The following is a 12,060-nucleotide window of genomic DNA, read 5'->3' as shown; positions in this document are numbered from 1 at the left end:
TTGTGTCAAGTTCTCAGACCCTCGTTGCCGCGGGGCGTGGCGATATGCGCCGGGAGCATATACGCACCAAGACAGTCCGTACTTGGCCGAGTACGAACTGTCCCACTTGTGCAAGCAGCGTGGCCGGAAACGGGGTCAACTCGTCGAAAGTTTACCGGTTTTTCCACAACTTCGAAAGATTATTTTTAGCGCACAGTATTATATGTTGCCGTTACACGCATTACCGCTATGCGTAACGCTGCAAGAAAAGCGCCTCCGCTGCGGCGACGTGCTCGATCTCGGTGGGATCGACGGACTCATTGGCGGAGTGGATCGTGCACTTGGGCTCTTCCACGCCGTAGAGCGCGATTTCCGCGTTGGGGTGTGCCTCCTGCAGCTCGGTGGTCAGGGGAATGGAACCGCCCATGCCCTGCGCTGCGGTGTCCTTGCCATAGGCCTCGGATAGGCACTGGCCCAAAAGCGCCACGGCGGGCTTCTCCGGGTCGGTGGAAAAACCAGCATTGGCCTCCACGACCTCCGCCTGGATGTGCGCGCCCCAAGGGGCGTGGTTCTTCACGTGCTCGCAGACGGCCTCGCCAATGGCGCGGGCATCGGTGCCCGCTGGAACGCGCAGGTTCAGCTTGGCGGCCGCGGTAGCGGGCACGGCATTGACGGCCTCAGCCACCGGGGTAGAGGTAAAGCCGGTCACGGAAATGGCCGGGCGGGACCACACCATATCCGCCACTGGGGTAGCGCCTTCTGGATCCTTGGAGCCCATGATCTCGGTGCCCTCGAGTAGCTGCGCATCGCCACGGAAGGCCTCGGCCGGGTATTCCTGACCCTGCCAGTGGGCGCTGGTATCCACGCCATCGATGGTGGTGCGGCCGTACTCATCCGTGAGCGAATCCAGCGTGCGCATCAGCGCCTTCACCGCATCTGGGGCAGCGCCGCCGAATTGGCCGGAGTGCACGGGCGCGGCCAGGGTATTGACCTCGACCTCGATCTGTGCACCGCCGCGCAGGGACGTGGTCAAGGTGGGCTGGCCCACCGCAGCATTGCCGGCATCTGCAATCAGGATGGCATCGGCAGCGAAAAGCTCCGGGCGGTCTTTGATGAGCTGGGACAGGCCCTCGCCGCCGCGCTCCTCAGAGCCTTCGATGAGGTACTTCAGGTTCACCTTGGTACCGCCATTGGCCTCCAGGGCGCGCAGGGCCGCCAAGTGCATGGCCACATTGCCTTTGCAGTCTGCCGCGCCGCGGCCGTACCAGCGGGTGGTGCCCTCGGCATCGGCACGCTCGGTCAGGGTGAACGGATCGGATTCCCATGCCGCGCGGTCTCCTGCGGGCACGACATCGTAGTGCGAGTACAACAGGACGGTCTTGGCGCCTTCCTCACCCTTGCGCTCGCCCACAATGGCGGTGGAACCATCCGCGGTGGTGATGGTTTCTACCGTTGCCCCTGCCTCTTCCAGCGCGGCCTTCACCCACTGGCTCGCGCCTTGGGCCTGGTCTTCCAATCCCGGCTCATTGTGCACGGAGTTGAATCCCACGAGCTCGCTGAGCTGGCGGAAGATGGTGTCGCGGTCGCTACGTATGCTGTCAATCATATCTGTCATGCAATCCACGGTACCTTGAGCGCTTGGGTCGCAATACAGATCCGCACGACAATTCCTATGCATTCCTGCCTGCGCTTGCCGATGCCCCCTTCCTTCCTCCTTCGCCACCCCTCCCAGGGGAAGTGCTACAGCGGTACGCAGCGGGCAAAAGATCGCTACAGGCAAGCGCGTTGTTTCTTGCAGTAGGGGTAGGAGAGTGCCAGAATGGGCGTTAGCACTCGGACAGGATGAGTGCTAGATAAATCTCCATCGTTGTGGTTGAGGTTGGTCCACACTCACCAGCCATGCCGTCGCGGGCGTCCGCAGCGAGAAAGACGTGAGTGTCGTCCTCAATAAATCCAAGGAGCACAAACACTATGGCAAAGATTATCGCTTTTGATGAAGAGGCCCGCCGCGGCCTTGAGCGCGGCCTGAATACTCTGGCTGACGCAGTCAAGGTCACCCTCGGACCTAAGGGCCGCAACGTCGTCCTAGAAAAGTCCTGGGGCGCACCGACCATTACTAATGACGGCGTTTCCATCGCTCGCGAAATCGAGCTCGAGGATGCTTACGAAAAGATCGGCGCCGAGCTGGTCAAGGAAGTTGCCAAGAAGACCGATGACGTCGCCGGCGACGGCACCACCACCGCAACCGTTCTGGCACAGGCACTCGTCCGCGAAGGCCTGCGCAACGTAGCCGCTGGTTCCAACCCAATGGGCATCAAGCGCGGCATCGAGACCGCAACCAAGAAGGTCGTGGACTCCCTGCTGTCTTCCGCCAAGGAAGTAGAAACCCAGGAGCAGATCGCTACCACCGCTGGCATTTCCGCCGCAGACCCGGCAATCGGTGAGAAGATCGCCGAAGCTATGTACACCGTGGGCAACGGTTCCGTAAACAAGGACTCCGTTATCACCGTGGAAGAGTCCAACACCTTCGGCGTAGACCTCGAGGTTACTGAGGGTATGCGCTTTGATAAGGGCTACATCTCCGGCTACTTCGCCACCGATATGGAGCGCCAGGAAGCAGTCCTGGAGGATCCGTACATCTTGCTGGTCTCTTCCAAGATCTCCAATATCAAGGACCTCGTTCCGCTGCTGGAAAAGGTCATGCAGTCCGGCAAGCCGCTGCTGATCATTGCTGAGGACGTTGAGGGCGAAGCCCTGTCCACCCTCGTGGTGAACAAGATTCGCGGCACCTTCAAGTCCGTTGCCGTTAAGGCCCCGGGCTTCGGTGACCGCCGCAAGGCCACCCTGCAGGACATGGCCATCTTGACCGGCGGCCAGGTCATCTCCGAAGAGGTTGGCCTCTCCCTCGAGACCGCCGAGCTGGAGTACTTGGGCCAGGCACGCAAGGTCGTTGTCACCAAGGATGAGACCACCATCGTCCAGGGTGCTGGCACCCAGGAGCAGATCGATGGCCGCATCAAGCAGATCCGCGCCGAGATCGAGAACTCCGATTCCGATTACGACCGCGAGAAGCTGCAGGAGCGCCTGGCCAAGCTCTCCGGTGGCGTGGCCGTGCTCAAGGTTGGTGCCGCTACCGAGGTTGAGCTCAAGGAGCGCAAGCACCGCATCGAGGACGCCGTGCGCAACGCCAAGGCAGCCGTGGAAGAAGGCATCGTTGCCGGCGGTGGCGTTGCCCTGCTGCAGGCAGCTTCCGTCCTTGATTCCATCGAGGCTGAAGGCGATGAAGCCACCGGTGTAAAGATCGTCCGCGAAGCACTGTCTGCACCGCTGAAGCAGATCGCTCACAACGCTGGCCTGGAGCCCGGCGTCGTTGCAGATAAGGTCTCCGGCCTGCCTGCTGGTGAGGGCCTCAACGCCGCTACCGGTGAGTACGTCAACCTCATGGAATCCGGCATCAATGACCCGGTTAAGGTCACCCGCTCTGCACTGCAGAATGCTGCTTCCATTGCGGCACTGTTCCTGACCACCGAGGCTGTTGTGGCCGATAAGCCAGAGCCTGCCGGCTCCAACAACGCTATGCCTGACGCTGACGCTATGGGTGGCATGGGCTTCTAAGCGCCCTGCACCACGCTTAGCGCATACTGAGCTCCCGCTCTTATATGCGCTCGAGTCTGGCGAAAGCTGCGCCCCTCACTGTGTGCTGAACGCACGCGGCGAGGGGCGCAGCGGCGTTTTATACCCCTCTGCAAAGCGCTGAGGCGGTTATCCCTTTGAGGAGACAGGGGATACGAACGGATCCGTTTGTATAGCTTGCGATCTACTTTTCGTTACATCGGTGGTGGCTCTAATCATCTTTAGTTACCGGAACTAACCCCGTTATAGGGTAAAAAGTGGGCAAAACCGCGGTAATGAAAACTAATTCCATATAAATCTCCAGTTCTGCATTTATAGGAAAATTCATCACCAATCTTTACGGTGTTAATTTTTCCTTAACCTTGCGGCGAGGCGGCGGCGCGGTAGTCCCAGTTCAGCGGCATACAGTTGTAATTAAGGTAAACGATTGAAGTAAAAATCCAGTGTAAAATTTTTATGAAAACTTAAGGCGCTGAGAAGGTTTCTAGAAATCTGGGGTTGCTTCGCTGAAGCCCTATGGCAAAATACTCCTCGTAGCGCCTACCGAGGGTGCCTGCACATTGCAAAGCCCCTTCGGGGTACAAGCTTCGGACCTATTCGAGGAGAAAAACATGAACGTGGATCTCGCCACCATCCAGATGCACCTTGACAACTTCGTAAACACTCAGCAGGGCTGGTACAAGGTACTGTCCGGCGTCACCGAGATTCTTTCCGGTCAGAACCTGAAGGACGGCGCCAAGGAGCTTATCGATTTCCCAGAGCTGCCAGAGCTGTCCTCCAAGTAATCTAACCCGGATCACTTTCCATACCTTTTCACTAGGAGATAAAAATGAAAGAAGCCATCGTCTTTTCCTCTGAGTTCAACGGTGCAGCCAACGGTGTTGTTGAAGCTGTTCACACTGTAGTTGAGCCGTTCATCAACATTGCTGACGGTGCATCCCAGCTGATCGGCATGTTCGTCTAAGAGCATCCTCGGGTGAGCCTTAAGGCTTACTAAACAAAGAAGACCTACCGGTTTCGGTAGGTCTTTTTTCGTTTTCCTTTCCTTTATTTATGGGGTGCACCTGCGAAAAGTTAGCGCGCTAGATGTCTACATTCGGGTTACACTAAGTGCATGGCTGATATTAAAGACGACGATCTTCCTGAGATTGACCTTGCAAAAACCGACGGCTTCGTCGTTGACGGAACGGATGAGGATGATCCGTCGCTGATCATGCCGGATGGCTCTCCGGTGCAGACGTGGCGGGAGAATTACCCTTATGAAGAGCGTATGACTCGCAATGAATACGAGTCCATTAAGCGCGCACTTCAAATTGAGCTATTGAAGTGGCAGAACTGGACCAAGGAAACTGGCCAGCGCCACATCATTTTATTTGAGGGTCGCGATGCTGCCGGTAAGGGCGGAACCATCAAGCGCTTCAATGAGCACTTGAACCCGCGTGGTGCGCGCACCGTCGCGTTGGAAAAGCCATCCCCACGTGAGTCCACCTCCTGGTATTTCCAGCGCTATATCGAGCATTTCCCGGCTGCCGGCGAAATCGTCTTCTTTGACCGCTCGTGGTACAACCGCTCCGGCGTTGAGCGGGTGATGGGCTTTTGTACCGAGTCGCAGCACGCGGAGTTCCTGCGCGAGGTGCCCATGCTAGAAAACATGATCCTGGGATCGGGCATTTCGCTGACCAAGCTGTGGTTCTCTGTTACCCGGAAGGAACAGCGCACGCGCTTTGCTATCCGCCAGATTGACCCGGTGCGCCAGTGGAAGCTTTCGCCGATGGACCTGGCTTCTCTGGATAAGTGGGATGACTACACGCGCGCGAAGGAAGAGCAGTTCCGTTATACGGATACTGAGGAATCGCCGTGGATTACCATCAAGTCCAATGACAAGAAGCGCGCTCGCGTCAATGCGATGCGGTATGTCTTGTCCAAGTTTGAATACACCAATAAAGATTACGACGTGGTGGGTGAGCCGGACGGGAACATCGTCAAGCGCGGTCGCGACCAGATTGGTGATTAGTAGCGTTAATCCCTAGCGCCGTTGAGCGGGAAGATCGAGGAGATCGGTCTTCCCGCTTTGCTATGTCTAAGGCCGCTGAGGAGGCTCAACCTTCTTTATGGCGGCAGCGTGAGGGTGCCTGACAACTCTCGCAGCTATTTCTTAAAAAGCGGACAGCCATAAATAAAAAATACTTGAATTACGTTCCCCAGGAAACTATTATCAAAGTGACTTAAGAGTCATCCTATCAGTATGCGTGATACAAACCACTATAAGGAGTACGTACATGATGAGGAAGAAACTGTGCGTTCTGGCTACCGCAACCGCTGTATCCATGGCGCCCATCGCAGTATCGGGAACGCTCACCGCTACCGCCTTTGCAGAAGGCGGCCAGCCAGTAGCAGAGGTGGCGGCAGATAAGACCGACGTGCTCGGTCGCTCCACCGTTTCCGATAAGCAGATCGCCGATGAAGACGGCTACTTCGATAGCCACGACGGCGAGGGCGTGAAGATTTACTACCGCAAGCAGCTGGTAGAAAACCCACGCGGCAACGTTGTGTTGGCACACGGCGTTTCTGAGCACTCTGGCCGCTATGACTACGTGGCCAAGCGCCTGTTGGACGCTGGCTACAACGTCTACCGCCTGGACCACCGTGGACACGGCAAGTCTGCCTCCGGCAGCACGCCGCTGGGGCACATCGATAACTTCCAGTACATCCTCAATGACTTCGACCGCGTCGTCGACATGGCCAAGGGTGAGCACCCTGATGTAAAGACCTTCCTGCTGGGCCACTCCATGGGCTCCCTGACCGTCCAGGCGTACGGCATTCGTGAACCTGGCAAGGTCGACGGCATCATCACCAACGGCGGCGGTGCACCGTTGAACCTGTCCGGCAAGAAGGCAACCGGCCGGACCATCACCCCGGACGAGATTTCTGAGGTGCAAAAGCAGCTCGACCCCACCCTGTTCGAGCGCCTGCCGTTGGCGGATATCACCAGCTTCAACGCCCACTACGCGCAGAACCTAATCCCGCACCGCACCCACATTGGTGCGCAGTCGCCGGAGCTTTCTAAGAAGATCATGCTGTCCAACCCCTTTACGGAAGGCATTTCCACCAGCCAGGCCGTAAAGGACGAGTACGCGTCTAGCCCGCTCATCGCGCAAAAGACCAGCGCCGGTACCGCGCTGCAGCTGGGTGCTATCGCCACCTACGATGCTGTGAACGCTGACCTATTCACCGCGCCGACGCTTATCATGCACGGCACCAAGGATGGCATCGTTCCGCCGTACTTCTCCCAGGACTGGTACAACTCCATTTCCTCTGATGACGTGGAATACATCAACTGGGAGGGCCAGAAGCACGAGGTCTTCAACGAGCCAGCCGCTGACCAGGCCCTCGACACCGTGGTGGACTGGCTGGACCGCCACGTGTAGAAGATAGCGTGTCTCGGGTTCAATAGGCCCGGCACATAATGACCTGCTTTCCCTGCCGTTGGGTTGGTACTTAGGCTTTAGCGGCCTGGGGAAGGTGGGTCATTTATGATTTGTTTGAATTATTTAGACCTGCGTAGAAGGTGTCCAACTCGGTGAGAATTGCTGTTGTGGGCAGGTTTTCCGTGAGGTAAGAGGCTAAATCACGGTCCAACATCGCTGCTACATCTTGGCAGGCCTCGTGGCATTCTCTAGGCCGTAAACGAGTATCTGTGCCCGTGACAGGGATGCCGCGAAGGACTACAGACTCGTGATGCGCAACCCTATTTCTAATTTTCTTTATCTCGAGGATTTTGGAATGAACCCACTTACGGGTCAGACCGTGAGTGGAATATTCTGGATCTTTCTTCCGAGCTACTGAATTCGCACCTGGGAAGACAGAAATTAAGGCTTGGCGGGACCAAATTCTGTCATGATCAGCATTGTTGAAAGGGGTTGGTAAGCCCGTGGAGCCTCCTGTATCGAGGATATTTGTCCAAGTTCTAAACATCGAAGCAGCAATGACCCTTCCTCCTAGCCTTCTGCTTCGTTCGGTATTCTTGGTGAAGTCTCTTGGCAGGCTATTCCATGCTTCTGTGATATTGTCTCGAACCCGTTTATCGAACCCCATCTCGAGCTTGCAATACCAATCATCTCCGTATTCGGTGCTGAGATATCCAGAAACTGAGTTACGTAATGCTACCTCGATGAAGGCTATCTCGTGAAAAAGGGAAGCACTAAGGTGGCGATCGAGTTCGTAGAGCTCAAAAGCCTTATCTGTGGATCCACCGGTTTTTGTAAGGTAGGGCTCCAACCTGTTTTCTGATAACCACTCTTTTTTAATCCGTTTACTACTCATGGCTACCAACTTAAGGGCTCTTTAAAAATATTTTTGATTGAGGCGGCACGTCCGATTATACTCGGTATAGTATTCCCCTCCTTGTGGTGGTCAACCGTTCAGCGGCTTGGCTGAGGAGGGGTCTTTTGCTTACAGAACCCCGGCTTGAGGTTGACCTTGTGGTGGTCCCTCTAAAGCTGGGGTTCGGTGTTTGCGTGGGCTAACCCCACGGCTCGATGGGGTTGCCCTGCCAGGTGGCGTTGGCGGGGACGCGGTCACCGCGCATGACCAGCGAACCGGGCCCGACGGTGCTGGATTCACCAATGAGCGAGGCGGGCAGCGCCACCGAGTGGGAGGCGAGCGTGGAGCCGGCCTCGATGGTGACGGTATCCAAGCTCATCACGCGGTCCTGGAATAGGTGGGTCTGCACCACGGTACCGGGTCCCACGGAGGCGCCGGCGCCGACGTGGCAGAGATCGGTTTCTGGGAACCAGTAGGATTCGATCCAGGCGCCCTTGCCGATGTCCACACCCAGCCCCCGCAGGCCCAGGTTGATCTCTCCTGTGCCGTAGGTGTGCTGGAAGAACCACGGGGCGGCGACGACCTCCACGAAGGTATCTTGGAGCTCGTTGAGCCACACGAAAACGCTCCACAGCGGGTGGTCGGCCGCACTGTGCCTGCCCACGCAGATCCACTTCACGGCGATGGTTACGGCCATGGCGATAGCGCCCATCGCCATGAGCACGAGGCCGGAAAGGGCCCAGGTGGCGAGGAAGCCGACATCGGCAAGCAGGTAATACAGCGTCCCCAGGGTGGCGGCGAGCAGCATGGCCGAGAACATCGGCGCGAGCAGGCGCATGGTCTCCACCACGCCGCGGGCGGCCTTGAGCTTGAACCCCGGGTTATAGGTCAGGGCCTCGGCGGACTCAGCGGGGGCATCGATCTGCGCGGTAACGCGCCGCATGCGCTCTGGCGGGGAACCCCACCAGTTGGCGCCGGACTTCGTCTTCTTCGGCGTGGAGGACAGCACCGCGACCAGTGAGTTCTTGGAAAGCTTGCGCCCAGGTGCGGTAATGCCGGAGTTGCCTACGAAGGAGCGCTTGCCCACCTTGGCCTCGCCGGAGTGAATCCAGCCGCCGCCGAGCTCGTAGCCGCCGATCATGGTGTCATCGGCAAGGAAGGCGCCGTCTTTGACGTCCGTGAGCGCGGGGATCATCACGGCGGTGGAAATCTCCACGTCCTTGCCAATGCGCGCGCCCAAAGCTCGCAGCCACCGTGGGGTCAGCTGCGAGGCATAGAGCGGGAAGAGCTGCGTGCGGGCCTCATCCATGAGGCGCTCGATGGCCCACAGGCGCCAGCCGGCGGCGGAGCGCACCGGGTTCACGCCGGGTGAAATGCCGATGGACAAGATGCGCACGCCCAGCCAGGTCTGCAGCATGTAGGTGGCAAAGGCCACGAGTGCCGCGAGGGGAGCGAAGAGCACCGCGCCGATGAAGCGGTTGCCGGCCGTGCAATGCACCAGCGCCAAATCAACGATGGCGCCGACAAACAGCGCGATAAGCGGCTGCGCGGCCAGGAACAGCGAGGTCGCACCGTAAATGGCTACCCACCAGGGGCGGCGCTTGGGCGGCTTGGAGGGGAAGCGGTGCTTGGAGCGGCCCACCTTCTTGGCGGGCGAGCCGGACCAACGCTGGCCGTCCTTGATCTTCTTGCGGCCGGTGACGGTGGAACCTGCCTCCACGTGGGCGTACTTGCCCACCACGGTGCCAGGCAGCAGGGTGGAGCGCGCGCCCACGCGGGCGCCCTCCTTGATGTCGATGGCGCCGACGTGGAGGACGTCGCCGTCCAACCAGTAGCCGGTGAGATCGACCTCCGGCTCCACCGCGGCGTGCTTGCCCAGGGTGAGCAGGCCCGTCACCGGTGGCAGCGAGTGCAGGTCCACGCCGCGCTTCATCTTCACGCCCAGGGCGCGGGCGTAGTTATTGACCCAGGTGGCGCCCGCAATGGAGCGCGATCCCGAGGCATCGGCCCACCGCTCCGCGGTCCAAATGCGCAGGTGGGTCGAACCACCGCGCGGATAATCGCCGGGCGTGATGCCGGCGGTAATCAGGCGCGCACCAAAGCCACCGATGGGGATGCGGCCCAGCGGCGTGGCAAAGATGAGCACCAGCGCAATGACCAACCACCACGGGAAGGGCTGCGCCCAATTAACGCCCAAGGCAGAAGCCACCGTCGAGCCCAGCATGAGCCAGGCCAGCCAGGTGGTCGCAGCCAGCGTCATGGCGGGGATTTGCAGCAGCGTTTGGGCGACGCGGGTCTTCGCGCCCACGGGGGTAACCTCGCGCAGCGGCGCCTGTTGCTCCGCCTTTGGGCGCGGTTCGGCGCCGGCGATGAGCTCTGCCAGCGAACCTAGCCGCGGGTGATCATAGAGATCGCGGACGGCCACGGTGGGGTAGCGATCGCGGATGTGGCCCACCAGCGTCGCCGCGGCCAGGGAGGTACCGCCGAGGTCAAAGAAATCGGCGTTCTCATCCTCCACGGATACGCCGAGGGTCTCGACCCAGAGCTCCGCCAGCCACTTCTCGGTCTCTGTCAGCGTGGTCGATTCCACGCCGACGCCGGGTAGCGGCCACGGCAGCGCCTTCTTATCCACCTTGCCGGAGGTGCGCACCGGCAGTTCATCCATCACGCAGATGCGCGGGACTAGCGCCGCAGGCATGGTTTCCGCAAGGCGCTCGTGGGCCACGCCGTGGTTAAAGCCACGCGCCTCATCTTCCAGCGAGACGTATCCCACCAGCACGGATTCGCCGCCGGGGGTCTTTTGCACAGCCACGGCGGAGTTATAGACGTTATCCAGCGCGGCGACGTTCGCGTCGACCTCACCCAGCTCAATGCGGCGCCCGCCAATCTTTACCTGGTCATCCACGCGGCCCACAAAGTACAGGCCGTCTTCTTCCAGGCGCACGTGGTCGCCGGTGCGGTAGGCGCGCTGCCAGCCCATGGATTCCAGCGGCGCGTATTTCTCCGCATCCTTTTGCGGGTCCAGGTAGCTGGCCAGGCCCACGCCACCGATGACCAATTCGCCGGTTTCACCCAGGCCAACGGGTTGGCCCTGCTTATCGATGACCACCAAATCCCACCCGTTCAGCGGCAGCCCGATCGAAACCGCGCGCCCCGGAATCATCCGTTGCGCACAGGCGACGACGGTGGCCTCCGTGGGGCCGTAGGTATTCCACATCTCGCGGTCCTCGGTGGCCAAGCGGTCCACCAACTCCTGAGAGCAGGCCTCGCCGCCGACGATGAGCAGGCGGATATTATCCAGTGCTTCCGCTGGCCACAGGCCCGCCAGGGTAGGGACCGTGGAGACGACGGTGATATCGCGGCGAATCAGCCACGGACCAAGGTCCATGCCAGACCGCACCAAGGAACGCGGGGCCGGAACCAGGCAGCCGCCGTGGCCCCAGGCCAGCCACATCTCTTCACAGGATGCGTCGAAGGCAACGGAAAGACCGGCCAGCACGCGGTCTTCCGGGCCGAGTGGGCCGTGGGGATGATCGACGAGGAAGAGGCTGGCCTCCGCATCCACGAAGGCGGCCGCAGAGCGGTGGCTTACGGCCACGCCCTTCGGCTTGCCCGTGGATCCGGAGGTAAAGATGATCCACGCGGTGTCCTCAGGCCGCGGGGCCTCGATCTCCTCGGCCGCGTGGCGCGGGGTTTCGCGCAGGAAGCGGAAGCCGTCATCGCTAAACAGGCCATCAATATCGGCCTCACCAAAGACCATCTCCGCGCGCTCATCCGGATCGTCCGCATCCACCGGCACGTAGGCAGCGCCGGCGGCCAGGGTGGACAAGATGGCGAGGTAGAGATCCCGCTTGCCAGAGGTCATCCGGATGCCGATGCGATCGCCGCGGCGCACGCCATTGACGTGCAGCTCTGTGGCCCACAGCTGGACCTCGTGGACGAGTTCGGCGTAGGTGATGATCTCGCCATCATCAAGCGCGGCGGCTTCTGGGTGAATCTCAGCGGTGGTCGTGATGATGTCCCACAGCGTGCGCGGGCGCGGGGCCAGATCGCGCAGGAGGTACTGCTGCGGGACGCTGGGAAGTTCTGTATTAGACCTACTACATTCTTCGGGCTCGTCCATGC

At 59.9% G+C, this 12,060-nt stretch carries 9 protein-coding genes; 5 read left to right on the top strand and 4 right to left on the bottom strand.

Features of this window, described 5'->3' with window-relative positions; all coding sequences use genetic code 11:
- Nucleotides 1–226: 226 nt before the first annotated feature.
- Nucleotides 227–1,594, bottom strand: coding sequence for a dipeptidase (locus ACLI1T_RS10005; RefSeq protein WP_411702573.1), 1,368 nt, complete (start codon nucleotides 1,592–1,594; stop codon nucleotides 227–229).
- Between the two features lie 211 nt (nucleotides 1,595–1,805).
- A complete protein-coding gene (locus tag ACLI1T_RS10000; protein WP_156904629.1) occupies nucleotides 1,806–1,949 on the bottom strand; it encodes a hypothetical protein in 144 nt (47 codons plus the stop codon).
- 1 nt (nucleotide 1,950) lies between these two features.
- On the opposite strand from ACLI1T_RS10000, the gene groL reads away from it, so the two are divergent.
- The 5 genes from groL (at nucleotide 1,951) to ACLI1T_RS09975 (ending at nucleotide 7,040) form a co-directional block, all read left to right on the top strand.
- Nucleotides 1,951–3,594, top strand: coding sequence for a chaperonin GroEL (gene groL / locus ACLI1T_RS09995; protein ID WP_005279471.1), 1,644 nt, complete (start codon nucleotides 1,951–1,953; stop codon nucleotides 3,592–3,594).
- Between the two features lie 629 nt (nucleotides 3,595–4,223).
- A complete protein-coding gene (locus tag ACLI1T_RS09990) occupies nucleotides 4,224–4,397 on the top strand; it encodes a hypothetical protein (protein WP_349862459.1) in 174 nt (57 codons plus the stop codon).
- A gap of 44 nt (nucleotides 4,398–4,441) precedes the next feature.
- The gene (locus ACLI1T_RS09985; RefSeq protein ID WP_349887076.1) at nucleotides 4,442–4,576 is read left to right on the top strand and encodes a hypothetical protein; all 135 of its coding nucleotides are present in this window, start codon (nucleotides 4,442–4,444) and stop codon (nucleotides 4,574–4,576) included.
- Nucleotides 4,577–4,726: 150 nt separating this feature from the next.
- Nucleotides 4,727–5,626 carry a polyphosphate kinase 2 gene (gene ppk2 / locus ACLI1T_RS09980; protein WP_023023989.1) on the top strand — a complete coding sequence of 300 codons (900 nt, stop codon included), beginning with the start codon at nucleotides 4,727–4,729 and terminating at the stop codon, nucleotides 5,624–5,626.
- A 265-nt stretch (nucleotides 5,627–5,891) separates the two neighbouring features.
- On the top strand, nucleotides 5,892–7,040 hold the full coding sequence (locus ACLI1T_RS09975) for a lysophospholipase (RefSeq protein ID WP_349862463.1): 1,149 nt from the start codon (nucleotides 5,892–5,894) through the stop codon (nucleotides 7,038–7,040).
- Between the two features lie 103 nt (nucleotides 7,041–7,143).
- On the opposite strand, the gene ACLI1T_RS09970 is transcribed toward ACLI1T_RS09975, so the two are convergent.
- Nucleotides 7,144–7,935 (bottom strand): Abi family protein, encoded by a 792-nt coding sequence (locus ACLI1T_RS09970; protein WP_411702572.1) that lies wholly within the window; start codon nucleotides 7,933–7,935, stop codon nucleotides 7,144–7,146.
- A gap of 199 nt (nucleotides 7,936–8,134) precedes the next feature.
- Nucleotides 8,135–12,058: a Pls/PosA family non-ribosomal peptide synthetase gene (locus ACLI1T_RS09965; RefSeq protein WP_411702571.1), complete on the bottom strand. Its 3,924-nt coding sequence runs from the start codon at nucleotides 12,056–12,058 to the stop codon at nucleotides 8,135–8,137.
- Nucleotides 12,059–12,060 lie beyond the last annotated feature (2 nt).

Source organism: Corynebacterium tuingiense, from assembly GCF_046718165.1.
GTDB lineage: Bacteria > Actinomycetota > Actinomycetes > Mycobacteriales > Mycobacteriaceae > Corynebacterium.
This window is presented reverse-complemented; position numbering and strand designations above follow the sequence as displayed.

Coding starts and splice junctions, on each gene's coding strand:
- ACLI1T_RS09990 (WP_349862459.1), top strand. CDS start 4,224: ATGAACGTGGATCTCGCCACCATCCAGATGCACCTTGACAACTTCGTA.
- ACLI1T_RS09965 (WP_411702571.1), bottom strand. CDS start 12,058: ATGGACGAGCCCGAAGAATGTAGTAGGTCTAATACAGAACTTCCCAGC.
- ACLI1T_RS09985 (WP_349887076.1), top strand. CDS start 4,442: ATGAAAGAAGCCATCGTCTTTTCCTCTGAGTTCAACGGTGCAGCCAAC.
- ACLI1T_RS09975 (WP_349862463.1), top strand. CDS start 5,892: ATGATGAGGAAGAAACTGTGCGTTCTGGCTACCGCAACCGCTGTATCC.
- groL (WP_005279471.1), top strand. CDS start 1,951: ATGGCAAAGATTATCGCTTTTGATGAAGAGGCCCGCCGCGGCCTTGAG.
- ACLI1T_RS09970 (WP_411702572.1), bottom strand. CDS start 7,935: ATGAGTAGTAAACGGATTAAAAAAGAGTGGTTATCAGAAAACAGGTTG.
- ACLI1T_RS10005 (WP_411702573.1), bottom strand. CDS start 1,594: ATGACAGATATGATTGACAGCATACGTAGCGACCGCGACACCATCTTC.
- ppk2 (WP_023023989.1), top strand. CDS start 4,727: ATGGCTGATATTAAAGACGACGATCTTCCTGAGATTGACCTTGCAAAA.